General features: G+C 74.5%; 26 protein-coding genes. 21 read left to right on the forward strand and 5 right to left on the reverse strand.

Going from position 1 to position 26401, the window contains the following annotated elements; translation table 11 throughout:
* Position 1: 1 nt before the first annotated feature.
* Positions 2 to 691 carry a hypothetical protein gene (locus ACIA6B_RS04980; protein WP_396771068.1) on the reverse strand — a complete coding sequence of 230 codons (690 nt, stop codon included), beginning with the start codon at positions 689 to 691 and terminating at the stop codon, positions 2 to 4.
* Positions 692 to 859: 168 nt separating this feature from the next.
* Here ACIA6B_RS04980 and ACIA6B_RS04985 point away from each other — a divergent pair, with 168 nt between their 5' ends.
* From ACIA6B_RS04985 to ACIA6B_RS05005, 5 genes are all read left to right on the forward strand, one after another.
* On the forward strand, positions 860 to 1705 hold the full coding sequence (locus ACIA6B_RS04985) for a hypothetical protein (RefSeq protein WP_396771070.1): 846 nt from the start codon (positions 860 to 862) through the stop codon (positions 1703 to 1705).
* Between the two features lie 93 nt (positions 1706 to 1798).
* Complete coding sequence (gene aspS, locus ACIA6B_RS04990; protein ID WP_396771072.1) at positions 1799 to 3604, forward strand: aspartate--tRNA ligase; 1806 nt, start codon at positions 1799 to 1801, stop codon at positions 3602 to 3604.
* 96 nt (positions 3605 to 3700) lie between these two features.
* Entirely contained in the window at positions 3701 to 4528 is an 828-nt protein-coding gene (locus ACIA6B_RS04995) for an SDR family oxidoreductase (protein WP_396771073.1), read from the forward strand.
* 82 nt (positions 4529 to 4610) lie between these two features.
* The gene (locus ACIA6B_RS05000) at positions 4611 to 5222 is read left to right on the forward strand and encodes a helix-turn-helix domain-containing protein (protein WP_396771075.1); all 612 of its coding nucleotides are present in this window, start codon (positions 4611 to 4613) and stop codon (positions 5220 to 5222) included.
* Positions 5219 to 6592, forward strand: a complete 1374-nt coding sequence (locus ACIA6B_RS05005) for an MFS transporter (protein WP_396771077.1) — start codon at positions 5219 to 5221, stop codon at positions 6590 to 6592. The genes ACIA6B_RS05000 and ACIA6B_RS05005 overlap by 4 nt, the downstream gene beginning before the upstream one ends.
* Here the strand turns inward: ACIA6B_RS05005 and ACIA6B_RS05010 are convergent.
* Positions 6589 to 7329: a GNAT family N-acetyltransferase gene (locus ACIA6B_RS05010; protein ID WP_396771079.1), complete on the reverse strand. Its 741-nt coding sequence runs from the start codon at positions 7327 to 7329 to the stop codon at positions 6589 to 6591. The two genes, ACIA6B_RS05005 and ACIA6B_RS05010, sit on opposite strands and share 4 nt — an antisense overlap.
* A 26-nt stretch (positions 7330 to 7355) precedes the next feature.
* Here ACIA6B_RS05010 and ACIA6B_RS05015 point away from each other — a divergent pair, with 26 nt between their 5' ends.
* From ACIA6B_RS05015 to ACIA6B_RS05070, 12 genes are all read left to right on the forward strand, one after another.
* Positions 7356 to 7925: a GNAT family N-acetyltransferase gene (locus ACIA6B_RS05015; RefSeq protein ID WP_396771081.1), complete on the forward strand. Its 570-nt coding sequence runs from the start codon at positions 7356 to 7358 to the stop codon at positions 7923 to 7925.
* A 63-nt stretch (positions 7926 to 7988) separates the two neighbouring features.
* Positions 7989 to 8201 (forward strand): hypothetical protein, encoded by a 213-nt coding sequence (locus ACIA6B_RS05020; RefSeq protein WP_396771084.1) that lies wholly within the window; start codon positions 7989 to 7991, stop codon positions 8199 to 8201.
* Between the two features lie 74 nt (positions 8202 to 8275).
* Positions 8276 to 9778, forward strand: coding sequence for a replication-associated recombination protein A (locus ACIA6B_RS05025; protein WP_396771086.1), 1503 nt, complete (start codon positions 8276 to 8278; stop codon positions 9776 to 9778).
* A 1316-nt stretch (positions 9779 to 11094) separates the two neighbouring features.
* Positions 11095 to 13332 carry a hypothetical protein gene (locus tag ACIA6B_RS05030; RefSeq protein WP_396771088.1) on the forward strand — a complete coding sequence of 746 codons (2238 nt, stop codon included), beginning with the start codon at positions 11095 to 11097 and terminating at the stop codon, positions 13330 to 13332.
* Between the two features lie 158 nt (positions 13333 to 13490).
* Positions 13491 to 13952, forward strand: coding sequence for a DUF948 domain-containing protein (locus ACIA6B_RS05035; RefSeq protein WP_107160180.1), 462 nt, complete (start codon positions 13491 to 13493; stop codon positions 13950 to 13952).
* Positions 13953 to 13983: 31 nt separating this feature from the next.
* Positions 13984 to 14289, forward strand: coding sequence for a hypothetical protein (locus ACIA6B_RS05040; protein WP_107160014.1), 306 nt, complete (start codon positions 13984 to 13986; stop codon positions 14287 to 14289).
* Positions 14286 to 16967, forward strand: coding sequence for an alanine--tRNA ligase (gene alaS / locus ACIA6B_RS05045; protein WP_107160016.1), 2682 nt, complete (start codon positions 14286 to 14288; stop codon positions 16965 to 16967). Before ACIA6B_RS05040 ends, alaS begins: the two co-directional genes overlap by 4 nt.
* A 245-nt stretch (positions 16968 to 17212) precedes the next feature.
* Positions 17213 to 17686, forward strand: coding sequence for a Holliday junction resolvase RuvX (ruvX, locus tag ACIA6B_RS05050; protein WP_396771226.1), 474 nt, complete (start codon positions 17213 to 17215; stop codon positions 17684 to 17686).
* The gene (gene mltG, locus ACIA6B_RS05055) at positions 17670 to 18869 is read left to right on the forward strand and encodes an endolytic transglycosylase MltG (RefSeq protein WP_396771091.1); all 1200 of its coding nucleotides are present in this window, start codon (positions 17670 to 17672) and stop codon (positions 18867 to 18869) included. Before ruvX ends, mltG begins: the two co-directional genes overlap by 17 nt.
* A complete protein-coding gene (locus ACIA6B_RS05060; RefSeq protein WP_396771093.1) occupies positions 18869 to 19729 on the forward strand; it encodes a shikimate dehydrogenase in 861 nt (286 codons plus the stop codon). Before mltG ends, ACIA6B_RS05060 begins: the two co-directional genes overlap by 1 nt.
* 327 nt (positions 19730 to 20056) lie before the next feature.
* Complete coding sequence (gene aroC / locus ACIA6B_RS05065; protein ID WP_396771095.1) at positions 20057 to 21235, forward strand: chorismate synthase; 1179 nt, start codon at positions 20057 to 20059, stop codon at positions 21233 to 21235.
* Entirely contained in the window at positions 21232 to 21741 is a 510-nt protein-coding gene (locus ACIA6B_RS05070) for a shikimate kinase (RefSeq protein ID WP_396771097.1), read from the forward strand. The genes aroC and ACIA6B_RS05070 overlap by 4 nt, the downstream gene beginning before the upstream one ends.
* On the opposite strand, the gene ACIA6B_RS05075 is transcribed toward ACIA6B_RS05070, so the two are convergent.
* Both ACIA6B_RS05075 and ACIA6B_RS05080 read right to left on the reverse strand, forming a co-directional pair.
* On the reverse strand, positions 21731 to 22534 hold the full coding sequence (locus ACIA6B_RS05075) for a cytochrome c oxidase assembly protein (protein WP_396771099.1): 804 nt from the start codon (positions 22532 to 22534) through the stop codon (positions 21731 to 21733). The genes ACIA6B_RS05070 and ACIA6B_RS05075 overlap by 11 nt on opposite strands.
* Positions 22513 to 23013, reverse strand: coding sequence for a DUF2243 domain-containing protein (locus ACIA6B_RS05080; protein WP_396771101.1), 501 nt, complete (start codon positions 23011 to 23013; stop codon positions 22513 to 22515). Before ACIA6B_RS05080 ends, ACIA6B_RS05075 begins: the two co-directional genes overlap by 22 nt.
* Positions 23014 to 23105: 92 nt before the next feature.
* On the opposite strand from ACIA6B_RS05080, the gene aroB reads away from it, so the two are divergent.
* From aroB to nusB, 4 genes are read left to right on the forward strand one after another with little or no spacing between them, the layout of a single operon-like run.
* Positions 23106 to 24182 (forward strand): 3-dehydroquinate synthase, encoded by a 1077-nt coding sequence (gene aroB / locus ACIA6B_RS05085; protein ID WP_396771103.1) that lies wholly within the window; start codon positions 23106 to 23108, stop codon positions 24180 to 24182.
* A complete protein-coding gene (gene aroQ, locus ACIA6B_RS05090) occupies positions 24179 to 24625 on the forward strand; it encodes a type II 3-dehydroquinate dehydratase (RefSeq protein WP_396771105.1) in 447 nt (148 codons plus the stop codon). Before aroB ends, aroQ begins: the two co-directional genes overlap by 4 nt.
* 44 nt (positions 24626 to 24669) lie before the next feature.
* The gene (gene efp, locus ACIA6B_RS05095; protein ID WP_281939722.1) at positions 24670 to 25227 is read left to right on the forward strand and encodes an elongation factor P; all 558 of its coding nucleotides are present in this window, start codon (positions 24670 to 24672) and stop codon (positions 25225 to 25227) included.
* A gap of 23 nt (positions 25228 to 25250) precedes the next feature.
* Positions 25251 to 25661, forward strand: a complete 411-nt coding sequence (gene nusB / locus ACIA6B_RS05100) for a transcription antitermination factor NusB (RefSeq protein ID WP_199199890.1) — start codon at positions 25251 to 25253, stop codon at positions 25659 to 25661.
* A gap of 65 nt (positions 25662 to 25726) precedes the next feature.
* Here the strand turns inward: nusB and ACIA6B_RS05105 are convergent, their stop codons facing one another.
* Positions 25727 to 26215 carry a transcriptional regulator gene (locus tag ACIA6B_RS05105; protein WP_013285505.1) on the reverse strand — a complete coding sequence of 163 codons (489 nt, stop codon included), beginning with the start codon at positions 26213 to 26215 and terminating at the stop codon, positions 25727 to 25729.
* Positions 26216 to 26401 lie beyond the last annotated feature (186 nt).

The following is a 26401-nucleotide window of genomic DNA, read 5'->3' on the forward strand; positions in this document are numbered from 1 at the left end:
GTCAGGCCGGGGTGATCCGGGTGTCGGTGAGGATCACGACCGAGTCGGGAAACTGGCACTCCACGGACAGGATGACGCCGTCGGCGCCGGCCACGTCGGCGGCGAGCTTCCCGGGCGCGCCCTCCCGGGCGTCCACGAGCGCACGCTTCAGCCGGTCCACGCCGCTGTCGTCGGGCCGCCGGACCGCCGCGTACGCGGTGACCCGTACCGGGGCCTGCGGGTCACCCGGGGAGTGCGCCCGTACGGTGAGCGTCAGATCCTGGTAGCGACGCCGCAGTTCGTAGGTCACCTCACGCTGTTTGTCCCCGGAGACGTTCTCCGGGCACCGGACGGCGACCGCCCGGTCCAGACCGGCCGTGCCCCTGAGCGCCCGGGGGAGGTCGACGGTGTTCCCGGCGCCCGACGCCACCGGCAGGCTGTCCAGGTGCACCCAGGCGGGCCCGGACGTGCCGGCGGCGGCGCCGGTGGTCGGGGCGGCGGCACCGTCCGGGCTCGGCGCACCGGTCACCCCGGCCGGGGTGCGCGCGGTGTCCGGCTCCTCGCGTTCCCAGCCGAAGTAGTCGCGCAGCAGCGCCAGGCCGGCGATGACGACACCGACGATCGCGGCGGCCGTGGTCACCCACAGTCCCCACCTCGGTCCGGTGTCGCCTCGGCCGGAACCGGCGGGCTGCTCCTTGTCGACGGTCGCCACGCCTCTCCCCGAATGTCCGTTGCCGACGCGATTGCGCCCGTGTTTCTATCATCGCCACGGTCCACAAGCGACGCTGTTCGCCCGCGTTGTCCGCTTGGCGACAGCGCAACCGCGCTGACCCTGCGATAACCGCAGTTCGTCAGCCGTCGACTGTCAGGAGACGCCTCCATGAGCGAGCCCCACGGGCCGAACGACCCCCGGCCGAACATCCCGGGAGCGGACCGGCCACCCGCCGGCGCCGGGGCTCCGTCCGGCCCCGGCGTGCCCGGCCCGGCCGGCGGTCCCGGACGGCCCGCAGGGGTTCCCCGCTCGGGCGGCCGGGGTCTCGTCGTGCTCGCCCTGGGCGTCGCCGGACTCGCGCTGCTGCTCGCCCTCGGTTCGGCGATCTTCGCCTGGCGGGCCATCGACCAGGCGCAGGACGCGAAGGACATCGCGCTTCGCTCGGGGCCGGCGGTGAGCGCGTCGGCGACCGGCGAGCCGGACGGCGGTGCCCGGACGCCCACCAGCAGCGCACCCGCCGAGGCGGGCGGCACCACGCCCGACGACACGCCCCGCTCGCCCGGGGAGGCGCCCCCGCTCGACGAGCGGACGGTCTACCGACCCAGCTACGAGCAGCAGCCGCTGGTCCTCAAGGCGTCCTGTAGCAACTCGATGTACGCGGACCTGGACGAGCCCCGGACCAGGAACGACTCCACCGGTGCGGACGTCCGGTTCACCCGGGGCTGCGGCAACCAGCCCTCGACGCTCCGGCTGGAGGACGGGGTGGAGGGCACCGACGCGACCTCCGCCGGCGCGACGCCCCAGGAGTGCGCCGAGAAGATCCGCACCGCGCTGATCGGCGAGGAACAGCCGATCCCGGTTCGCAAGGGCACGACGATCTGCGTCACCACCGACTACGCGTACGCCAAGGCACACGGCGATCCGTGGCGGATGGTGCTGATCGAGGTGATCGGCGTGGCGAACGACGGCTCGACCACGCTCCAGGTGACCGGCTGGGAGATCCCGGACGCCTGAGCCGGAACGGCACGGGTTGGCCGGGTGGCGCGGGGGGCGCTCCGCAGAGCTGACAGAATGCGGGGACAGCCCCACGATGAGGAGACGCCAGCCGTGATCCGTACCCACAATGCCGGAAGCCTGCGCGCCGCGGACGCCGGCTCGACGGTGACGCTCGCCGGGTGGGTGGCCCGCCGGCGCGACCACGGCGGGGTCATCTTCGTCGACCTGCGCGACGCCTCCGGCGTCGTGCAGGTGGTGTTCCGCGAGGAGGACGCGCACGCGCTGCGCAACGAGTTCTGCGTCAAGGTCGTCGGCGAGGTGACCCGCCGCCCCGAGGGCAACGAGAACCCGGACCTGCCGACCGGCGAGGTCGAGGTGACCGCCACCGCGCTGGAGGTGCTCTCCGAGGCCGCGCCGCTGCCGCTGCCGGTGGACGACCAGGTCGAGGCCGGCGACGACATCCGGCTCAAGTACCGCTACCTCGACCTGCGTCGCGGCGGCCCGGCGAAGGCGATGCGGCTGCGCTCGAAGGCCAACCAGCTCGCCCGCACGGTGCTGCACGAGCGGGACTTCCTGGAGATCGAGACGCCCACGCTGACCCGTTCCACCCCGGAGGGCGCCCGCGACTTCCTGGTTCCGGTGCGTCTCCAGCCGGGGAGCTGGTACGCGCTGCCGCAGTCGCCGCAGCTGTTCAAGCAGCTGCTCATGGTCGGCGGCATGGAGCGGTACTACCAGATCGCCCGCTGCTACCGCGACGAGGACTTCCGCGCCGACCGGCAGCCGGAGTTCACCCAGCTCGACATCGAGATGTCCTTCGTCACCGAGGACGACGTGATCGACCTCGGCGAGGCGATCGTGGCGAAGCTCTGGTCCGAGCTGGCCGGTCACGAGATCACCCGGCCGATCCCGCGGATCACCTGGCACGACGCGATGGCCCGCTACGGTTCCGACAAGCCGGACCTGCGCTACGGCGTGGAGCTGACCGAGCTGACCGACTACCTGCGCGGCACCGCGTTCCGGGTGTTCGCAGGCGCGATCGACGCGGGTGGCTACGTCGGCGCGGTGGTGATGCCGGGCGGCGCGAGCCAGACCCGCAAGGAGTTGGACGGCTGGCAGGACTGGGCCAAGGCGCGCGGCGCGCGTGGCCTGGCGTACGTGGTGCTGGACGCGGAGACCGGCGAGGCGCGCGGCCCGGTGGCGAAGAACCTGTCCGAGGCGCACCTGTCCGGTCTGGCCGACGCGGTCGGCGCGAAGCCCGGCGACGCGATCTTCTTCGCCGCGAGCACGGAGACCCGCGAGGCGCAGGAGCTGCTCGGCGCCGCCCGGATCGAGATCGCCAAGCGGGCCAAGCTGGTCGACGAGAGCGCCTGGGCGTTCTGCTGGGTGGTCGACGCGCCGATGTTCGAGAAGACGGACGACGGCGGCTGGACCGCCGTGCACCACCCGTTCACCTCCCCGAACGCGGAGTGGGTGGGCCGCTTCGAGGAGGCGCCCGACCGGGCGCTGGCGTACGCGTACGACATCGTCTGCAACGGCAACGAGATCGGCGGCGGCTCGATCCGTATCCACCGCGGCGACGTGCAGCAGCGGGTGTTCGACCTGCTCGGCATCACCGCCGAGGAGGCACAGGACAAGTTCGGCTTCCTGCTGGAGGCGTTCAAGTACGGCGCTCCGCCGCACGGCGGCATCGCGTTCGGCTGGGACCGGGTCTGCATGCTGCTGGCCGGCGCGGACTCGATCCGTGAGGTGATCGCGTTCCCGAAGACGCGCGGTGGCTTCGACCCGCTGACCAGCGCGCCGACGCCGATCACCGGGCAGCAGCGCGCCGAGGCCGGCATCGACGCCAAGCCGAAGGCGCCCGCCGCGCCGCACGCCGGCACCGCCGGCCCGGCCGCGCCGGTGGCCGACCCCACCTGAGCCTGCCCCTTCCGGCCGCTGGCCCGGAGTCCGAGCTGGTGATCACGAGGTTGGCGGGACGCCGTCGCGGCGGGTCGCCCCGCTAACCTCGTGATCGTGGCGCAGCGGGGCGGGACGAGGCTGCTGGTGGTGGGTGGCAGCGGATTTCTGGGCGGCGAGGTGTGCCGGCAGGCGGTCGCCGCCGGCTGGCGGGTCGTGGCGACCTGCCACGCGGGCGGCGTCCGGGTGCCGGGCGTCGCGGTCCGCCGGCTCGACGTCACCGACCGGGCCGCGGTGCGCGCGCTGCTGACCGAGGTACGCCCGGACGCCGTGGTCGGCACCCCGTACCGGGTCGACGACTGGGCGGTAACCGCCGACGGGGCGGCCCACGTGGCGTCCGCCGCCGCCGAGGTGGGCGCGCGGCTGGTGCACCTGTCCAGCGACGCGCTGCACGCCGGGCGTCCCGCGCCGTACGCCGACGACGAGCCGCCCACGCCGGTGTATCCGTACGGGGCGGCCAAGGCGGCGGCCGAGACGGCGGTGCGGGCGGTGGACCCGGGGGCGTTGCTGGTGCGGACCTCGCTGATCCTGGGGGAGGGAAGCAAGCAGCTCCAGCGCTGCCGGGACGCGCTCGCCGGCCGGGCCACGCTGTTCAGCGACGAGATCCGCTGCCCGATCGACGTCACCGACCTCGCCGCGGCGGTGCTGGAGCTGCTCCCGACCGAGCTGGCCGGCCCGCTGAACGTGGCCGGCCCGGACCAGGTCAGCCGCGCCGACGTCGGGCGGCTGCTGGCCCGCCGGCTCGGCGTCGACCCGGCCGGGCTGCGGACCACCACCACGGCCGCCGCCGGGCTGCACCGCCCGATCGAGGTACGCCTCGACTCCGCCCGCGCCACCGGCCTGCTCCGGACCCGGCTGCGCGGCGTCGCCGAGCTGTTCTCCTGACCGTCCGTACCCGTCCGCTCGGATGCACACTTCCTTTGCACGGGTCTTGTGCACAGAAAGTGTGCACAGATATTGTGCATGCATGGAGAGCGAACAGACCCGTCCCGAGCCGCGCCTGGTCCGGCTGGACCACCAGCAGGTTCGCGTGCTGGCCCACCCGTTGCGAATGCGCCTGGTCGGCGCGCTGCGGGTGAACGGGCCGGCCACCGCCACCCGGCTCGCCGAACTGCTCGGCACGAACACCGGCGCGACCAGCTACCACCTGCGCCAGCTCGCCGCGGTGGGCATGGTGGTCGAGGACCCGGAGCTGGGCACCGGGCGGCAGCGGTTCTGGCGGGCCGCGCACGACGTCACCGAGTGGGAGGCCAGCGACTACGACGACGACCCGGACGCCCGCGCCGCCATCGAGTGGATCGAGGCGGACTACATCCGCCTCTTCACCGAGCACGCCGAACGGTGGGCCGCCCAGCGTCACGAGTGGTCGCCGGCCTGGCGTGACGCGTTCGGCATGGGCGACTTCTTCATGCGGATCCCGGCCACCCGCCTGGAGGCGATCAAGGCGGAGGTGTTCGCGGTCTTCGAACGGCACCGGGACGAGACCGACCCCGACGACCCCGACGGCGAGCTGGTGCAGCTCTACCTCGCCGCGTTCCCGCTGAGCCCGGTCCTGCCACCCACCGAGGAGAAGCCGTGAGCACCCTGTCCGTACGCCAGGTCCGGTTCCGCTACCTCACGCTCTACGGGCTGCGCTGGCTGCCCAGCGGCCTGCTGATGACCGTGATGATCCTGCTGATGCAGGAGCGCGGCCTGTCGCTGTCCCAGATCGGCCTGGTGGCCACCGCGCAGGGCCTGGTGGTGCTGGCGCTGGAGCTGCCCACCGGCGGGTTCGCCGACGCGCTCGGCCGCAGACCGGTGCTGCTGGTCGCCTGGGTGGTTGCGCTGGCCTCCCTGGCGCTGCTGGCGGTGGCCGACTCGTTCTGGATGTTCTTCCTGGTCTGGGCGTTGCAGGGCGTCTACCGGGCGCTCGACAGCGGCCCGCTGGAATCCTGGTACGTCGACGCCACGCTGGCCGCCGACCCGGACGCCGAGTACGAACGCGGCCTCGGCTGGGCCGGCACGGTCATCGGCGTCGCCATCGGCGCCGGCGCGCTGCTCGGCGGCGGCCTGGTCGCGCTCGGCCCGTTCGGGCCGGTCAGCGCGCTGACCGGCCCGGTGCTGGTCGCCGCCGCGCTCCAGGCCGTCTCGATCGTGGCGTTGCTGGCGTTGATGCGGGAGCAGCGCCCCGCGTCGAGCCCGGCCACGGTGCGGGCCTCGGTGGCGCAGGCGCCCCGGATGGTCGGTCAGGCCGTCGGCCTGCTGCGCCGCAACCGGGTGCTGCTGGCCCTGGTCTCCGTGGAGCTGTTCTGGGGCTTCGGCATGGTCACGTTCGAGTCGCTGCTGCCGATCCGGCTGTCCGAGGTGGTCGGCGGCGCCGACCGGGCGGCGGCGCTGCTCGGCCCCGCCGGCTCGGCCGCCTGGCTGGCCAACGCGGCCGGCGCCGCGCTCACCCCGGTCCTGCTGCGTCGCCTCGGCGCCGCGCCGGCCGCCGCGTTGATGCGGGTGCTCCAGGGCGGGACCGTGGTCGGCATGGGCCTGCTCGCCGGCCCGGTCGGCGTGCTGATCGCCTACCTGGCCTGCTACACCGTGCACGGCGCGTCGAACCCGCTGCACATGGGGCTGCTGCACCGGCAGGTCGACGGGCCGTACCGGACCAGTGTGCTGTCGCTGAACTCCATGATGGCCCAGCCGGCCGGCGCGCTCGGCGCGGTGGTGCTCACCGCGCTGGCGGACGCCACCAGCGTCCGCGTCGCGATGCTTGTCGGCGCGGTGGTGCTGGCCGTGGCCGCGCCGCTCTACCTGCCCGCCTGGCGCGCCAACCGGGCCGCCGCGCGGTCCGGGGCCACGCCGCCCCCGGCGGACCCGGTCCCGGTGACCGGTCCCGACGGCAGTCCCGCCGGCCCCGGGCCGGCGGCGGTGCCGGTGTCGGCGCCACCGGCCGGGGCCGCGACCGTGGGCCGCTCCTAGCCGAGATGGACCGTGGTACGCGGCGCGGCGCCGGTGAAGCCCAGCCGGCGGTAGAGCCGGAGCGCGCCGACGTTGACGGTGTAGACCCCGAGCGCCACGTGGTCGTACCGGGTGAACAGGGCACACGTCATGCCGGCGGTCAACGCGCCACCCAGCCCTCGACCGCGGTGCCCGGGCGCCACGGTCAGCCCAGCCAGGAAACCGATGTCGCCCCGGCTGCGGTCGGCGCCGCAGGCGATCAGGCGGTCCCCGTCCCGGATGCCGTACCAGTCGACGACGCCCGGGTCGCCCGGCCGGGACGTGGTGCTCGGAAATGCCTCGTCGACGAGCGCCGACAGCGCGGGGTGGTCGGCCCCGGTGAGCCGTACCACCCGCTCCTGCTCCGGCTGGCGCGGTGGCGGCCCGGTGGTCCAGAGGAAGTCCCAGTCGCTGGAGCGGGCCACCGGCAGGCACGCGGCCAGCGCGTCCGGCGCGACCCGGGGCAGGCTCACCGACTGCCCGGCCCGGAGCGTCCCGTCCGCCCGCTGGGCGGCGAGCACCTCCAGCGCCGGGCCGGGCGCGCCGATCGCGCCGCCGGCCGACCACTCGCCCGGCGGCAGCAGCCACCCGACCGTGTCCCCGCGTCGCCACCCCCGGGCGGGCCGGTCGCGCCGCAACGCGTGCCGGGCGTACGGGTGGCGGCCGGTCGCGGCGAGCACCGCCTCCCGCCCGGTCAGCACCTCGTCGACCGTGATCATGTCGCCAGCCTACGAGAGGACCAGCCGTGACCCCCATCCGCTCCGTCCGTACGGTCCGCCTGCCCGGTGCACGCTGCACGCTGCGCGAGTGGACCGACGCGGACGCGCCGGTCCTGCACGAGTTCCTGACCGAGCCCACCGTGGTCGACGGCGTGCTGGACGAGGAGATCCCGACCCCGGAGGTGGTGCGCGACGCGATACCGGCCTGGCGGGAGACCGCCGGTGGGGAGCCGCGCCCGGAGTACCGGCTCGCGGCGGTCGACGGTGACCTCCTGCTCGGGCTGGGAGTGCTCACGGTGACGTCGGTGGCGCACCGGCGCGGGGAGGTCGGCTACGCGGTGCGGACCGCGCACCGGGGCACCGGGATCGGCACCGAGATCACCCGGTTGCTGCTGGACCTCGCGTTCGCCGGCGTGGGGCTGCACCGGGTGGAGGCGACCGTCCAGCCGGACCATGTCGCGTCCCGCCGGGTGCTGGAGAAAGCCGGCCTGCACGCGGAGGGGGTGAGCCGCGACCACCTGCTCGTCCGTGGCGTCTGGCGGGACTCCGCGCGGTACGCGGTGCTCGCCACCGACCGTCTCCACGGTGGAGATTGACGAACAGACCGATCGGGTACATCCGTCGCCGACCTACTGGGAACCCCCACCGGAGGAAACGACATGCTCGCCATTCTCGCGGCCATCGTGTTCGGTTTCGCGCTGCTTCTCGACTTCATGAACACCGACCTCGGCGCCCCCGACCTGTTCAACACGCACACCCTGATGCTGATCGGCTTCCTGCTGCTCTCGCTCTACCTGGCCGGCGTCGGCTCCGGCCCGCGCGGCGGCGGGGGCGGCCGGTGGTACCGGGGCCGGCGGCCGGGTCGCGGCTGACCGGAAAAGACCACAGGGGTCGGGTCGGCGGCGCGATTCCGGCGCCGTCGGCCCGGCCCGGTACTGTTCTCGTGATGGAATCCGACGCCCTCTTCACCCTCGGCGAGCCCGCCGGAGCGCCCGGCGCACCCGCGGCCCCCGGCGGCGTCGACAGCTTCACCGACACCCGCGCGGATTCGCCGCTGCCGGTCCGGATGCGGCCGGCCGGCCTGGACGAGCTGATCGGGCAGGACCATCTGCTCGCCCCCGGCGCGCCGCTGCGCCAGCTGGTCGAGGGGGCCGCGCCGATGTCGGTCATCCTCTGGGGTCCCCCCGGCAGCGGCAAGACCACGATCGCCCACCTGGTGGCCCGCACCACCGACCGGCGCTTCGTGGCGATGTCCGCGCTGACCGCCGGTGTGAAGGACGTCCGCGCCGTCATCGAGACCGCTCGACGGCAGCGCCGCTCCGGTGGCCCGCCGACCGTGCTCTTCATCGACGAGGTGCACCGGTTCAGCAAGACCCAGCAGGATTCGCTGCTCGCCGCCGTCGAGGACCGCACGGTCACGCTGCTCGCGGCGACCACGGAGAATCCGTACTTCTCAGTCATCTCGCCGTTGCTGTCCCGCTGCGTGCTGCTCACCCTCCAGGCGCTCGACGACGACGCCGTACGCGGTCTGCTGCGCCGCGCGGTGGCCGACGAGCGCGGGCTCGGCGGCGCGCTGGTCCTGGCCGAGGACGCGGAGGACCATCTGGTCCGGCTCGCCGGCGGCGACGTGCGCAAGGCGCTCACCGCGCTGGAGGCCGCGGCGGCCACCGCGACCGCCATCGGCGCGGCCCGGATCGACCTCGCCGTCGCCGAGCAGGCGGTCGACGTGGCGGCCGTGCGCTACGACCGGGACGGCGACGCGCACTACGACGTGACAAGCGCCTTCATCAAGAGCATGCGGGGCTCGGACGTGGACGCGGCGCTGCACTGGCTGGCCCGGATGCTGGTGGCCGGCGAGGACGCCCGGTTCATCGCCCGCCGGATGGTCATCTTCGCCAGCGAGGACGTCGGCATGGCCGATCCCACCGCGCTGAGCGTGGCCACCGCCGCGGCGCACGCCGTGGAGTACGTCGGCCTGCCCGAAGCCCAGCTCAACCTGGCGCAGGCGGTCATCCACCTCGCCACCGCCCCGAAGTCGAACTCGGCCACGACCGCCATCGGGGCCGCCGTCGCCGACGTGCGCGCCGGTCGCGGCGGGTCGGTTCCGCGCGGGCTGCGCGACGCCCACTACGCCGGGGCGCGCGGGCTCGGCCACGGGGCCGGCTACCGGTACCCGCACGACGACCACCGGGGGGTGGTCACCCAGCAGTACGCTCCGGACGACCTCGTCGGGACCGACTACTACCGACCCAGCGGGCACGGCGCGGAGCGGGCGGTGGCCACCCGGCTGCCGGTGCTGCGCCGGATCGTCCGCGGGTTGCCCGCACCGGTGACGCGGGGGGAGGCCGGCACGCCGGTCGCCGCGTCCGGGGTGCGGGCAGGCGGCACCGAGCAGGTCGGCGGGGCGAGTGAGGGCGGCGGCGACGCCACCGAGGGGGGTCAACAGTGATGGCGCGTGGTCCGGATCGGCCGGCGGACGGCCCTGACGAGCGGCGCGATCCGAAGGCCAAGGGTCGCCGGTGGGGGCGCGGCCGGTCCGCCGAGGCCGAGCCGGACCAGGCGGTCGCCGGCGAGGAGTTCGGCTGGATCGACGACCTGCGGAGCGCCAAGCAGCAGCGTGGCGAGCTGGGCCCGGAGGGGGAGACGCCACCGGGCCCGGGTCCGCGACCCGGGGCCGCCCGCGTCCCCGAGCCGGATCGGCCGCCCCGCCCGGGCGCGGTACCCCCACCCGGTCCCGGCGGCCCCGGCCCCGGTGCGCCGTCGGCGCCCGGCGGAGCGGCCCCGCGACCTCCGGCCCCCGGCCGGGCGGCTCCACCAACTCCGCCAGCCGGCCGGTCGGCTCCGCCACCTCCGGCACCCGGTCGGGCGGCTCCGCCGCCTGCCGTACCGGGACGACCGGGCGCGTACGCCCCGGGTCCCGGTGGTCCGGCCGCACCGCCGTCGGGCACCGGTGGACCCGGCCCGCAGCCCCCGATGCCCGGCCGTCCTGGCGGCCCGCCGCCAGCCCCCGGTCGTGCCGCCGCGCCGGCTCCCGAGCCCGGTCGCCCCGGCCCGCAGCCCCCGACGTCCGGTCGCTCCGGTCCGCCGCCTCCGTCTCCCGACCGGTCCGGTCCGCAGCCGCCGACGTCCGGTCGGCCCGGCCCGTCACCGGCCACCGGCCAGCCGGGTCGCGCCCCGCAGGCACCCGGTGCACTCCGCCCGACCGGCGCCGGTGCAGCCGATCGGACCGACGCGACGATGCCGCCGGTGACGAGTCGCTCCCGCGCGGCGGCGCCCCCGGGCCCCGGTGGTTCCGCCCCGGCGCCGCCGGCACCCGGCCGCTCCGGTCCGGACCGCCCCCCGGGCGTCGGCCGCCCGGGTCCGGACCTGTCTCCGGGCGCCGTTCGTCCCGGCCCGGACCTGTCTCCGGGCGCCGTTCGTCCCGGCCCGGACCTGTCTCCGGGCGCCGTTCGTCCCGGCCCGGCAGCGCCTCCCGGCGGCCCCGGTCCCCGTGCGCAGGCGGCCCGGCGTGGTTCCGACACGACCGGCTCCGGGCCGGCGGCGCCGCCGGTCCGTCCCGCCGGCCCCGAGCCGGTCACGCCGCGCCGTCCGGTGGAGGGGCCCTGGCCCGGTGTGCCCGAGGCACCCCGGCCGGACGGCCCGCCGCACCGTCGCGGCCCGGACGGCCCCACCGGACGGCAGCCGGCGGTTGCCGGCCGGCCGGCCGGTCCTCCGGTCGCACCCCCGACCGGCCCGCCGACCGGTCGCACCGGACCCGACCGCGCCGTGGCCGGGCAAGGCCCGGCATGGCCGTCCCCCGGTGACGGCGGCGCCTCCCGGACGGCGGCGTCTTCCAGCCCGCTCGGCCGGCACGGCGTCGAGACGCCCGGCTCCCACGCCGCGGGCCTGGACACCGGAACCCGGCCCGCCGCCACCGGTCGCCGCGCGTCGCCCGGCGACGAAGATCGTCACCAGCACGCGGTCGGCCCGCTCCCGGGCGCGGTCCGGCCGGTCTCCGGTGCGGGCCGCCGGGCGCGACCCGACGACGAGCCGACCGGCGCGACGCCGGCGTCCGGCGGTGGACGACGCTCCCGCCACGAGGCGACCCCGCCCGCCGGTGGTCACCGCTCGCCGGAGGGCGCGGTCGACCCCGCCGCCCGACCGGTCCCGGGTGTCGGCCGGCGGACCGCCGCCGAGCCGGACCGCCCGACCGCCGTGCCCCGCAGCGGGAACGCCCCGGAGCTTCCCGGCGCCACCGCGCCCGTCTCCGGCGCCCCGGCCGAGGGAGCGGGCCCGCCCGCTGCCCGCCGCGCCCCCGCCCGTGGCCGGCGGGCCGCTCCCGACGTTCCCGGTGTCGCCAACGCTCCAGGAGCCGCTCACGCTCCCGGTGCCGCCGACGCTCCCGGAGCCGGCAAGGCTCCCGGCGTCGCCAACGCTCCCGGCGTCGCCAAGGCTGCCGGTTCCGCCGGTGCCGCCGCTCCGCCGGGCCGGGCGCCGCGTCCGGCGGCCGACGAGGCGGGTGAGCCACGCGCGCAGCGTCCGGAGCGGCCCGCCGACTGGCTGCGCCAGGCCGGCCGTGCGTCGCACACCGACCCCGCCATGCCGGCCGCCCGTCGCCCGGCCGGTCCGTCGGTCGACGAACCGGCCGGCGGCCCGGACCGCGCGCCGACCGGCCGCGCCGTGGCCGGGCCGCCCGTTCGACCTGAACCGGCCGGCCGATCCCAGCCGCCGGGGCCGCCGGTTCGATCCGAGCATCCCGTCCGGCCCGAGATGGCCGGCCGATCCCAACCGCCCGGGGCGCCGGTTCGACCCGAGCATCCCGTCCGGCCCGAGCCGCCCGGCCCGGCCCGGGGCGCGGCCCGAGCCGGGGCACCGCCGGTGGCCGGAGAGCGCGGCGCGGCCGGTCCGGCCCGCGCGGGCGTACCGGCGACGGGTCCGGGCGGTCCCGGCCCGCAGGGCGACCCCGAGCGCACCGGTGGCCCGACGACGCGGGACGGCCGTCCGGACGGGCGCGGTCCGGCCCGTCCCGACGACTCCGTCGCGCCGGGCGGCGTGCCCCGTCCGGCGGGAGCGCCCGAGCCACGACCGGCCGGCGGACCGACGGTGGCCCGGGCCGCCGCCGGGGTGGCCCGACCGGCCGGGCCGGCCGAGCGGACCGCTGACCGTCCCGCCGGGCGGGCGGTCCCGCCCACCCCGGAACCGGTCCGGGCCGCTGCCGCCGCGCCCGTCGGCGGGGTGCCGGGAGCGCCGGCGGTGGCGCGGGCGGCTGCGGTCGTACCGCCGGGGGAGGCCGTGGGGCCGCGGCCCGGCGCGGGCGACGAGCCCGTGCCGCGACCGGCCGGCCCCGGTGCGGACGGGGCGGAGGCCGGTGGCCTGCGCGGCGCCCGTTCCGAACTACGTCGGCAGATGCGCGAACGGCGTCGGCTACGGATGGGCCTCCTCGCGCTGGTCAGTCTCGTGCTGCTGGGCGCGGTCCCGCTCTACTTCGGGATGCGGACGCTCAGCCGGGACCCGGTCTTCGACACGCTCGACGCTCTCGACGTGCCGTCCTGGGCGGCGACGAAGACGGTCGACAACGTCAGTGGCAGCCGCTGGTGCCTCCAGGACTGCCGGCTGCGGGAACGCGCGGTCGAGTCCGACCAGGGGTGGAAGCAGACCGTGGCCGTCTACGAGCAGGCCCTGGCCAAGGACGGTTGGCGGCGCTGGAAGGTCGACCGCTGCCCGGAGGAGCAGGTCGAGGGCAGCTACACCTGCTGGCGGCGGGACGAGCTCACGCTCGACCTGTGGGTCCGCGACCCCGCCTGCACGCCACCGCCGGTGGACGGGGAGCCGGCGCCGTCCGCGCCGCCCGCGCCCGCAGCGGCGACGTGCACCGGCTCGTTGGTGTCGGTGAAGGTGCGCAACGCGATCGACGACGAGCGCACCGGCCCGACGCCGACCACCGATCCGTCACTCACTGGTGAGGATCCGTTCCCCACCCTCACCGACGACCCGCTCGGCGAGCCGACCCCCTCACCGTCGTGAGCCGACTTCCCTCACGGACGGTAGGGTCTGGGGCTGGCGCGCCCGCCCGCGCCCGGTGACCACCGGGCCGGCGGGCTGCGACGTGGGCAGGTTGGGCAGGTACGGTCGCGCGTTCCGGGGCGTCGGGTCCCGGGACAATGCTTGAGGAGGACATGCGCGTGAGTGGTGGAGAGATCGCTGCGCTGATCGCGGCCGGTGCGTTCCTGATGCTGGTGCTCGTGCTGGCGGTGCCGATCCTGCGGCTGCGGCACACCGTCGACGCGACGACCCGCATGATCGGCGACCTGAACGAGCGCACCGGGCCGCTGCTGGGAGACGTGAACACCACGGTGAAGAACGTCAACGTGGCGCTGGAGCAGGTGCAGACCTCGCTGGACGGGGTGAACCTCCAGCTCGCCAAGGTGGACACCATGACCAGCCACGCGCAGAACGTCACCGCGAACGTGGCGAACCTGGCCACCGTGGTCTCCGCGGCGGCGGCGAACCCGCTGGTGAAGGTGGCCGCGTTCGGTTACGGCGTGCGCAAGGCCGCCTCCGCCCGCCGGCACGCCGAGACCGAGCGCGAGGTGCGCGACACCATCAAGCAGCAGCGTCGGGCCGCCAAGCGCGGCAACCGCTGACCCCACCGGCGTACGCGGGAAGGATGAGAGCATGAGGCGGTTGTTCTGGCTGGGCATCGGGCTGGCCGTGGGCGTCCTGGTGGTGCGTAAGGCCACCCGGACCGCGCAGGCGTACACCCCGGCGGGCATCGCCAACGGGCTGTCCGAGTCCGCCGGTGGTCTGGTCGAGTCGGTGCGCGCCTTCGTGGACGACGTCCGGGTCTCGATGGCCGAGCGCGAGCAGGAGATCCACGAGGCCTTCGCCCGCGGCGAGGCGTACGACGACGAGTTCGCCGAGCTGCGGGAGGACCCGCGGATCGGCGACCGGCAGATTTTCCCGGAGGAGCACCAGCGATGAAGACGGCGGAGATCAAGCGGCGGTTCCTCGCCCACTTCGAGGCGAACGGGCACGCCGTGGTGCCGTCCGCTCCGCTGCCCGCCATCAGCGACCCGAACCTGCTGTTCATCAACGCGGGCATGGTGCAGTTCGTGCCCTACTTCCTCGGGCAGCAGTCCCCGCCGTTCGACCGGGCGGCGAGTGTGCAGAAGTGCATCCGGACGCCGGACATCGACGAGGTCGGCAAGACCAGCCGGCACGGCACGTTCTTCCAGATGAACGGCAACTTCTCGTTCGGTGACTACTTCAAGGACGGGGCGATTCCGCTCGCCTGGGACCTGGCCACCAAGTCGGTCGAGGCGGGCGGCTTCGGGCTGGACCCGGAGCGGATCTGGGCGACGGTCTACCTCGACGACGACGAGGCGTACGACATCTGGCGCGCCACCGGGGTGCCGGCCGAGCGGATCGTGCGCCGCGGCAAGGCCGACAACTTCTGGTCGATGGGCATCCCCGGGCCGTGCGGCCCGTGCTCGGAGCTCTACTACGACCGCGGTCCGGAGTACGGCCGCGAGGGTGGCCCGGAGGTCGACGAGGACCGCTACCTGGAGTTCTGGAACCTCGTCTTCATGCAGTTCGAGCGCGGTCCGGGTGTCGGCAAGGAGGACTTCCCGATCCTCGGCGACCTGCCGGCGAAGAACATCGACACCGGCATGGGCCTGGAGCGGATGGCCTCGCTGTTGCAGGGCGTGGACAACCTCTACGAGATCGACGAGGTCAAGCCGATCCTGGACCGGGCGGCCGAGCTGACCGGCAAGCGGTACGGCGCGCACTCCGGGCACGCGGCCCACCAGTCGCACCCGGACGACGTGCGGCTGCGGGTGATCGCCGACCACGTGCGCACCGCGCTGATGCTGATCGGCGACGGCGTCACCCCGTCGAACGAGGGCCGCGGCTACGTGCTGCGCCGGATCATGCGCCGGGCCATCCGCTCGGTGCGGCTGCTGGGCTACCAGGACCGGGCGCTGCCGGAGCTGCTGCCGGTGGCCCGGGACTGCATGGCCCCGTCGTACCCGGAGCTGGCCGAGGAGTTCGGCCGGATCTCCCAGTACGCGTACGCCGAGGAGGACGCGTTCCTCGCCACGCTGCGCGCCGGCACCACCATCCTGGACACCGCGATCGCGGAGACGAAGTCGGCCGGCAAGCCGGCGCTCTCCGGCGACAAGGCGTTCCAGTTGCACGACACGTACGGCTTCCCGATCGACCTGACCCTGGAGATCGCGGCGGAACAGGGCCTCCAGGTGGACGCCGACGGTTTCCGCCGGCTGATGGCCGACCAGCGCAGCCGCGCCAAGGCGGACGCGCAGGCCCGCAAGACCGGGCACACCGACGTGTCGGCGTACCGGTCGGTGCTCGACGGCGGCGGGCCGGTGGAGTTCACCGGTTACACCGAGCTGAACCGGGAGTCCCGGGTGCGCGCGCTGCTGGCCGGCGGTGCCTCGGTGGCCGCCGCGGCCGAGGGGGACACGATCGAGCTGGTGCTCGACACCACCCCGTTCTACGCCGAGGGCGGCGGGCAGCAGCCCGACCAGGGTCTGATCACCGTCGGCGGTGGGCAGGTCGAGGTCTTCGACGTGCAGCAGCCGGTGCCCGGCCTGATCGTGCACCGGGCCCGGGTGGTGCGCGGCGAGGTCCGCGCCGGGGAGACCGGGTACGCGGAGATCGACGCGTCCCGCCGGCGGGCCATCTCCCGTTCGCACACCGCGACGCACCTGGTGCACCAGACCATGCGGAACTTCCTCGGCGAGTCGGCGACCCAGGCGGGTTCGCTGAACGCGCCGGGCCGGCTGCGGTTCGACTTCAACACCCCGACCGGGGTGGCGCCGAGCGTGCTGCACGACGTGGAGCAGCAGGTCAACGAGGTGCTCCTGGCCGACCTGGAGGTGCACGCGTTCGTCACCAGCCAGGAGGAGGCCCGCCGGATCGGCGCGATGGCGTTGTTCGGCGAGAAGTACGGCGAGCGGGTCCGGGTGGTCGAGGTCGGTGACTACGCCCGGGAGCTGTGCGGTGGCACGCACGTGGCCCGCTCGGCCCAGCTCGGCCTGGTCAAGATCCTCTCCGAGGCGTCGGTCGGCTCCGGTGTGCGCCGGATCGAGGCGCTCGTCGGCATGGACGCGTTCGGCTTCCTGGCCCGCGAGCACCTGCTGGTGTCCCGGCTGGCCGAGCTGTTCCGGGTGCCGGGCGAGCAGGTCGCCGACCGGGTGGAGCAGACCGTCACCCAGTTGCGCGACGCGGAGAAGGAGTTGGAGAAGCTCCGCGCCCAGCTCGTGCTCGGCGGGGCGGGCGCGCTCGCGGCGCAGGCGAAGGACGTGCGCGGCGTCGCGTACGTCGGCACCGAGGCGCCCGAGGGCGCGGCGGCCAACGACGTGCGGACCCTCGCGCAGGAGATCCGGGGCCGGATCGACGCGGCCCGCCCGGCGGTGGTCGCGGTGGCGGCCCGGGCGAACGGCAAGGCGTCCCTGGTGGTGGCCGTCAACGCCGCTGCCCGGAGTCGGGGCCTGAGCGCGAAGGATCTGGTCAAGGCCGCGTTCTCCGGTCGGGGCGGCGGCAGCGACGACCTGGCCCAGGGCGGCGGCCTGCCCGCCACGGAGGCGCCGAGCCTGCTGGCCACCGTGGAGAAGGCGATCGCCGACGCGGCATGAGCGAACGCACCGAGCGAAGCGAGGGCCGTGAGCGCGTGCCCGGTGGTTTGGCATGAGCGAACGCACCGAGCGGAGCGAGGGCCGTGAGCGCGTGCCCGGTGGTTCGGCATGAGCGAACGCACCGAGCGAGGCGAGGGCCGTGAGCGCGTGCCCGGTGGGACGGCATGAGCGAACGCACCGATCGATGCCAGGGCGGACCGGATGGTCCGCCCTGGCCCGTACCGGCTGAAGGAGGTGCCCGGCGGATGGCTGAATTCGACCGTGGTGTCCGGTTGGGGGTGGACGTCGGCCAGGTCCGGGTCGGGGTGTCCCGGTCCGACCCGCACGGCATCCTCGCCACTCCGCTTGTCACGCTGGCCCGGGACCTGACCGCCGAACCGGACACGGTGCCCGCCGACATGGCCGCGCTGGTCCGGTTGGCGGCCGAGCACGAGGCGGTCGGGATCGTCGTCGGCCTCCCGGTCAACCTCGCCGGAAAGCACGGGCCGGCGGCGGCGAACGTATCGGCCTATGCCACCCGTTTGGCCGATGTAATGAGGCCGATTCCGGTGACGCTGACGGACGAGAGGATGTCGACCGTCGTCGCAAGTCGTAGGCTGGCCGAGCGGGGCGTCCGGGGAAAGCGTCAACGAGCGGTGGTCGACCAGGCCGCCGCGGTGGAGATTCTGCAGAGCTGGTTGGACGCACAGCGGAGGCGGACGGATGATCGACGATCTTGATCTGGGCTTCGACGAGCAGGAGAGGGGGGAGAAGGGCCGGCACCGGCGCGGCGCGGTGCGCCGCCGCCAGGGCAAGTCCGGCGGCAGCCGGGGCAAGACCCTCCTCGCGCTCGCGCTCGCGTTGATCCTGCTCGGCGGCATCGGTGGGGGCGCCTACTACGGCTTCGACCGCGTCCAGAACTACTTCGTCACCCCCGACTACGACGGCTCCGGCACCGGCGAGGCGATCGTCGAGATCAAGCAGGGCGCGCTGATCGCCGACATGGCCGACGCGCTGGTGGCCGCCGACGTGGTGAAGAGCACCAAGGCGTTCATCGAGGCCGCCGAGGAGAACGCGCGCAGCAAGAACATCCAGCCCGGCACGTACAAGCTGCGCAAGCAGATGAGCGGTGACGCCGCGGTGACGGCCATGCTGGACCTGAAGAACAAGATCGTCAACGGGCTCACCATCCCCGAGGGGCGCACCGCCAAGAACGTCTACAAGCTGCTCTCCGAGAAGACCGACATCCCGGTCAAGGATTTCGAGACCGCGGCGAAGGACCCGGAGGCGCTGGGCGTACCGGACTGGTGGTTCAAGCGCTCCGACGGCAAGAAGATCAAGCCCTCGATCGAGGGTTTCCTGTTCCCGGACACCTACGAGATCCCGCCGAAGGCCACCGCCGAGACGGTGCTCAAGCTGATGGTGGACAACTTCCTCAGCGTCACCGGTGAGATGAAGTTCGCCGACCGGGTGCAGGCGGAACGCGGCGGGGTCAGCCCGTACGAGGCGCTTGTCGTCGCGTCGCTGGCGCAGGCCGAGGCGGGCAACAAGGACGACCTGGGCAAGGTCGCCCGGGTCGCCTACAACCGGGTCTACGGCGAGTTCCCCTGCAACTGCCTGGAGATGGACGTCACGGTCAACTACTACCTGGAGCTGACCGGGCAGAAGACCAAGGCGTCCAAGGACATGACGCCGGCCGAGCTGGACAATCCGAAGAACCCGTACAACCGCAAGCTGCGCGGTCTGGTGCCCACGCCGATCAACAACCCCGGCAAGCAGGCCCTGGAGGGTGCGATGGCTCCCCCGCCGGGCAAGTGGCTCTTCTTCGTGGCCATCGACAGGGAAGGCCACTCGGCCTTCGCCGAGACCTACGAGGAGCAGCGCCGCAACGAGCAGAAGGCCAAGGAGGCCGGGATCATCTGATGGCCGCCCCACACCGCGCGGCGGTGGTCGGCCGGCCGATCGCCCACTCGCTCTCCCCGGCGATCCACCACGCCGGGTACGCGGCGGCCGGACTGACCGGCTGGTCGTACACGACGATCGAGGCCGGCGCGGACGAGCTGCCCGGCCTGGTCGCGGGCCTCGGCCCGGAGTGGGCCGGGCTGTCGGTGACCATGCCCGGCAAGGAGGCGGCGCTCGCGCTTGCCGACGAGGTCTCGCCGGTCGCCGCCGTGGTCGGCGCCGCCAACACGCTGGTACGCCGACCCGACGGCACCTGGTACGCGGACAACACCGACGTGACCGGCATGGTCGAGGTGCTCACCGGCGCCGGCTGCGTGACGGGTGCGGTGGTGACCGTGCTCGGCGCCGGCGGCACCGCCCGGGCGGCGATCGCGGCGGCGGCGCGGATCGGGGCCGCCGAGGTGACCGTGGTGGCCCGCCGGCCCGAGGCGGTCGACGAGCTGCGCCCGGTGGCGGCGGCCGTCGGGGTGCCGCTGGCCGGCGCGGAGTGGGACGGCGCGCCCGCGCACGCCCGGGCCGACCTGGTGATCTCCACCGTGCCGAAGGGCGTCGCCGACCCGCTCGCCGACAACTTCGACTGGCGGCCGGAGACGGTGCTGTTCGACGCGTTGTACGACCCGTGGCCGACGCCCCTGGCCGCGGCGGCGCTGGCCGCCGGTTGCCGGGTGATCTCCGGCCTCGATCTGCTGCTGGCCCAGGCGGTCGGCCAGTTCGAACACTTCACCGGCGTCGCCGCCCCGCGTGCCGCGATGCGCGCCGCACTGAAGGGCGAGGCGGAGGTCCCGCTCGACGCATTCGGTGGAGGCGGAGCCCCCGCCTGACCAGGGGGCGGCGGCGGTCGGGTGTGAACGCGGATCCGCCATGCCGCCGCCGCAACACCGGGCCCATCGATCTCACCCGTCCCGGTCTGACCCTGCGCGCGGTGGCTACAAACTTGATGGCATCAGTGACTCATCCGCGCCTGCGCCGTCCACCGCGAAGAAACGAGTCATCCATGCCATCAAGTTCGTAGGCGCTGCCGACCTGCCGCCCGGACCCGGATGTCTGGCCCTCATCGCCGCCGGCGGTGCGTGGGCGGGTCGGTCCGCAGGGCGGGACGCGGTCGGTAGCGCGCCGGGCCGGTTAGGGGGCGTGACAGACTGTCCGCTGTGTTGCGCTGGCTGACTGCAGGTGAATCGCACGGACCCGCCCTCGTCGCGCTGATGGAGGGGGTGCCCGCCGGCATCGAGGTGACCACCACCGAGATCTCCGGCGAGCTGGCCCGCCGCCGGCTCGGGTACGGGCGGGGCGCCCGGATGGCGTTCGAGCAGGACGAGATCGAGATCATCGGCGGGCTCCGGCACGGCGTGACGCTGGGCAGCCCGGTCGCGATCCGGGTGGGCAACTCCGAGTGGCCCAAGTGGCAGACCGTGATGGCCGCCGACCCGGTCGACCCGGAGGAGCTGGCCGCGCAGGCCCGCAACGCGCCGCTGACCCGTCCCCGCCCGGGCCACGCCGACCTGGCCGGCATGCAGAAGTACGGCCACAACGACGCCCGGCCGATCCTGGAGCGGGCCAGCGCCCGGGAGACCGCCGCCCGGGTCGCCGTCGGCACGGTCGCCAAGGCCCTCGTCCGGCAGGCGCTCGGCATCGAGATCGTCTCGCACGTGGTGGAGCTGGGCCCGGTGGTCGCCAAGCCGGGCCTGCGCCCGACCCCGGAGGACGCCGCGCGGATCGACGCGGACCCGCTGCGCTGCCTCGACGCCGACGCGAGCGCCCGGATGGTCGCCGAGGTCGACGCCGCGAAGAAGGACGCCGACACGCTCGGCGGCGTGGTCGAGGTGCTCGCCTACGGCGTGCCGCCGGGCCTGGGCAGTCACGTGCAGTGGGACCGCAAGCTCGACGCCCGGCTGGCCACCGCGCTGATGTCGATCCAGGCGATCAAGGGCGTCGAGATCGGCGACGGGTGGCAGCAGGCGCGTTCCCGTGGCTCGGAGGCGCACGACGAGATCATCCCCGGCGCTACCGGGGTGCGTCGGGTCACCGACCGGGCCGGCGGCCTGGAGGGCGGCATCACCACCGGCGAGCCGCTGCGGGTGAAGGCGGCGATGAAGCCGATCTCGTCGCTGAACCGCGCGCTCGCGACGATCGACGTGACCACCGGCGAGCCGGCCACCGCGATCAACCAGCGCTCCGACGTGTGCGCGGTGCCGGCGGCGGCGGTGGTCGCCGAGGCCATGGTGGCGCTCGTGCTGGCCGAGGCCGCGGTGGAGAAGTTCGGCGGCGACTCGGTCGCCGAGATGCGCCGCAACCTGGCGAGCTACCTCGACAGCCTGGTGGTCAAATGAGCACGAGGCCGGTCTGCGTGCTGGTCGGAGCGCCCGGCTCGGGCAAGACCACGGTGGGCACGGCGCTCGCCGCCGCGCTCGGCGTCGACTTCCGGGACACCGACACGGACATCGAGCGCCTGGCCGGCAAGCCGATCCCGGAGATCTTCGTCGACGAGGGCGAGGACCACTTCCGTACGCTGGAGCGGGCCGCCGTGGCGGCGGCGCTGGCCTCGCACGCCGGTGTGCTCGCGCTCGGCGGCGGCGCGGTCCTGGCCGAGGAGAACCGGGCCGCGCTGATCGGCCACACGGTGGTGCACCTGTCGGTGGAGCTGCCGGACGCGATCCGGCGGGTCGGGCTGGGCGCCGGCCGGCCACTGTTGGCGCTGAACCCCCGGGCCACCCTCAAGTACCTGCTGGACCAGCGCCGCCCGCTGTACGCCGAGGTGGCGACCGCGACCGTGGTGACCGACGGCCGCGCGCCGGAGGAGTTGGCCGCCGAGATCGCCGCCCTGCTCAAGCCCTGACCGGCGCGGCGGCGGGCCGGGTGGCCGGGCGGTGGGCGCGGCGTTCCGGCCGCCAGGTGGCGAGCAACGCGAGCGCGAGGGCGATCTCGGCCAGGTCACCGAGGTAGTACATGAGCGTGGCGCCGGCCCGCAGCTCGGCGCCGGTGGCCGGCACGTCGACGAGCACGCCGGCGTAGAGCAGTTGGGCGATCGTGGCGTGGGCGGCGACACTCGCGCCGAGCACCACGAGGCGTACCGGCACCCGGGGGCGGTGCGGCCCGGGGTCCGGCCCGGCGACCGACCAGGCGAACAGGACGCCGCTGAGCAGGAAGTGCGCCTGCACCAGCGGGTGCAGCAGCGGGTTCTCCAGCGTCGCCCGGTAGAGCGGGGTGAGGTAGAGCAGCCACAGGCCGCCGGCGGTGAGCAGCAGGCCGGTCACCGGGTGGCCGAGCACCCGCGCGACCGGGTGCCGCAGCAGGTGGATCAGCCGGCGGGCGGTGCGCCGGTCCAGGGTGCGCAGCAGCAGGGTGACCGGCGCGCCGAGCACCAGCGCCAGCGGCGCCAGCATGCCGATCAGCAGGTGCTGCCACATGTGCCCGACGAAGTCGTCACCGGGCGCGAGCAGCCCCGCCGCCACGAGCAGCGTGCCCAGCCCGAAGCTGACGGTCCGCCGGTGCGCCCAGCCGGGGCCGCCCGGGTCGCGCAGCCGCAGCGCGGCGGCCAGGTAGGCCCAGAACATGACCGCCGGGAGCAGCGCGGTCGCCGGGAAGCCCCCGGCGTGCCCGGCGTGGCTCACCGCGTCCGCGGCGCGCACAGGTCGATCGCGTCGGCCCGCCGCTGGATGGCCCAGCCGCCCGCGACCAGGAGTACGCCGAGCGCCAGGAAACCGAGATCCCACCAGGTCTGGTACGGGCCGCCACGGACGTGGTGAATGCCGAGCAGGTGGTGGTCGACGACGCCCTCCACCAGGTTGAACAGGCCCCAGCCGACGAGCACCCAGCCCCAGAGCATTCCGGAGCGCCAGAGCCGGCCCCGGGACCGGGTCACCCGGGCGTAGAGCAGGGCCAGCCCGGTCAGCACCGCCACCCAGGTGACGACGTGGAACAGGCCGTCCCACAGCGTGTTCATCTGGAGGCCGGGCACGGTGTCGACCGGGTAGTCCCGGATCCCCACCCGGTCGGTCGCGGTGCTGCTGAGCATGTGGTGCCACTGGAGGACCTGGTGCAACGCGATGCCGTCGACGAAGCCACCGAGGCCGACGCCGAGGATCGTGGCGGGAAGTCGGATGCTCATCCCGCCGCCCTACCCGGGGCGGGGCCGGACAAACGCCCCACGGAGTGGACAGTCGCCGCGCCGGGGGCGGGCGCTGGACTAGGCTGCCGGCGATGGACGAGGTGACCCGGATCCCGGTCGGCGGCGAACGGCCGTACGACGTGCTGGTGGGACGCGACCTGCTGGACCCGCCGCCCGAGCTGCTGCCCGGCGCGGAGCGGGTGGCCTACCTGTACGCTCCGCCGCTCAAGGCGCTGGCCGAGCGGCTCGCCGAGCGGGCCCGCGCCGACGGTGTCACGCCGCTGCTGGTGGAGGTGCCGGACGCCGAGGCGGGCAAGCACGTCGACGTGGCCGCCGCCTGCTGGGACCGGCTCGGCGCGGCCGGGTTCACCCGGACCGACGCGGTGGTCGGGGTGGGCGGCGGCGCGGTGACCGACCTGGCCGGCTTCGTCGCGGCCAGTTGGCTGCGCGGGGTGCGCTGGGTGCCGGTGGCGACCTCGCTGCTCGGCATGGTCGACGCGGCGGTCGGCGGCAAGACCGGGATCAACACAGCCGCCGGCAAGAACCTGGTCGGCGCGTTCCACCCGCCGGCCGGCGTGCTCTGCGACCTCGCGACGCTGGACGCCCTGCCCCCGGCCGACCTGGCCGCCGGGATGGCCGAGGTGGTCAAGTGCGGCTTCATCGCCGACCCGGTGATCCTGGACCTGGTCGAACGGGACCCGACGGCCGCGCTGGACCCGACCGGCCCGGTGGTCCGGGAGCTGGTCGAGCGGGCGGTGCGGGTCAAGGCCGACGTGGTCGGCGGTGACCTGCGCGAGTCCGGGGTGCGCGAGGTGCTCAACTACGGGCACACGCTCGCCCACGCGATCGAGAAGGCGGAGGGGTACCGCTGGCGGCACGGTCACGCGGTCGCCGTCGGGCTGGTCTACGCCGCCACCCTCGCCCGGCTCGCCGGCCGGCTCGACGAGGCCACCGCGCGCCGGCACCGGGATGTGCTGACCGCGCTCGACCTGCCCACCGGCTACCGGGCGGACGTCTGGCCGGAGTTGCTCGCCGCGATGCGGGTGGACAAGAAGGCCCGGGGGAGCCGGCTGCGGTTCGTGGTGCTGGACGGCCTGGCCCGCCCGGCCATCCTGGAGGCCCCGCCGGACGAGCTGCTGGCCGCGGCCTACCGGGAGATCAGCTCGTGAGGGCGTACGTGCTCAACGGGCCGAACCTGGGCCGCCTCGGCACCCGCCAGGTCGACGTGTACGGCGTGACCAGCTACGCCGACCTGGTCGCCATGTGCGAGCGGACCGGGCGGGAGCTGGGGCTGGACGTGGTGGTCCGGCAGACCGACGCCGAGCACGAGCTGCTGGGCTGGCTGCACCAGGCGGCGGACGAGGAGGCGGCGGTGGTGTTGAACCCGGCCGCCTGGTCGCACTACTCGATAGCGGTCCGGGACGCCTGCGCCATGCTGCGTGGCCCGCTGGTCGAGGTGCACATCTCGAACATCCACGCCCGGGAGGAGTTCCGGCACCGGTCGGTGGTCTCGGCGGTGGCCACCGGCGTGATCTGCGGCCTGGGCGTGGACGGCTACCGCCTGGCCCTGCACCACCTCGCGCAGCGCGCGAGTCCGATTCGACACAGCTAGTAGACTTGGTGGGTCTGTCCGCCAATTGATGATCAAGGCAGGAAATGGCCACCACCAACGACCTGAAGAACGGCCTGGTACTCAACCTGGACGGCGAGCTGTGGGCCGTCGTCGAGTTCCAGCACGTCAAGCCCGGTAAGGGTGGTGCGTTCGTGCGTACCACGCTGAAGAACGTGCTGTCCGGCAAGGTGGTCGACAAGACCTTCAACGCGGGCACCAAGGTCGAGACCGCCACCGTCGACAAGCGCACCATGCAGTACCTCTACGCCGACGGCGAGGACTACGTCTTCATGGATCTGGAGACGTTCGACCAGATCACCGTGATGGGCGGCACCGTCGGCGAGGCCGCCAACTACCTCCTCCCGGAGGCCGAGGCGACCGTCGCCACCCACGAGGGCGTCCCGCTCTACATCGAGCTGCCGACCTCGGTCGTGCTCGAGGTCACCTACACCGAGCCGGGCCTGCAGGGGGACCGGTCCACCGGCGGCAACAAGCCGGCCACGGTCGAGACCGGCGCCACCGTCCAGGTGCCGCTGTTCATCACCACCGGCGAGAAGATCAAGGTCGACACCCGCGACGGCCGTTACCTCGGCCGAGCCTGATGGCCGAGGGTCCGAAGCAGCAGATGCCGGCGCGCCGCAAGGCGCGCAAGCGGGCGCTGGACGTGCTCTTCGAGGCCGACCTGCGGGACCGTCCGCCGGTCGAGGTGCTCGCCGGCTACCTGGAGCGGATCGAGCAGCCCCGCCCCGACCACCTCGGCTACGCGGTCGGGCTGGTCGAGGGCGTCGCGGCGCACCTCGACCGGATCGACGAGATCATCGCCAGCTACGCCGAGGGGTGGACGCTGGACCGGATGCCGGTGGTCGACCGCAACCTGGCCCGGATCGCCGTGTACGAGTTGCTCTACGTCGACGAGATCGACGACGCGGTGGCGATCAGCGAGGCCGTCGAGCTGGCCCGGCAGATGTCGACCGACGACTCGCCCCGCTTCCTCAACGGCATTCTCGGCCGGATCGCCGAGTACGCCAGCCGCTGAGGCTCCGCACCTGGTGACGACGAAGGGCCCGTGCCGGACGGCACGGGCCCTTCGTGGTGCGTGGCTCAGGAGGCGAAGAACGCCCGCGGGTCGGCGACCAGCACACCGTGCTCGGTGAGCCGCTCGATCAGGCCCGACGGGGAGGCGTCGTAGACGATCGCGAGGGCCCGCAGGTCGTCGGCGCGGATGGAGAGCACCCGGCCGTTGTAGTCGCCGCGCTGCTGCTGGATGGCGCGGGCGTACCGGGCGACGTAGGCCAGGTCCTCGGAGGCCTCGTCGTAGAGCCGCTCCAGGTCCAGCACGATCTTGCTGGTGGGCTCGTGACGCACCCCGCTGCCGTCGGGCAGCAGCTCCGAGACGGGAACGCGGTAGAAGTCGGCCAGCTCCGCCAGGCGGGACACGGTGACGGCGCGGTCGCCGCGCTCGTACGAGCCGACCACCACGGCCTTCCACCGCCCGTTCGACTTCTCCTCCACCCCCTGCAGGGACAGGCCCTGCTGCTGGCGGATGGAGCGCAGGCGGGCGCCCAGCGACTTGGCGTATTCAGAGGGCATTCGGACACTCCCAGTGCTGCTCGGGGTTCTCCCAGCTATCGCTACGGAGCGTGACGGTACGGGGATTGCGACAACTGGTCAAGTGGTGGGGTCGGGGAGGTTCCGCAGCCCGGTGTGGCTTGTCCGCATTTCGCCGGGCTGACCGGCAGGTCAGGACCGGCGGCGGCGGGGCCGGTGACCGCTGGT

The organism is Micromonospora sp. NPDC051141 (assembly GCF_044455765.1).
In the GTDB taxonomy this organism is placed as follows: domain Bacteria; phylum Actinomycetota; class Actinomycetes; order Mycobacteriales; family Micromonosporaceae; genus Micromonospora.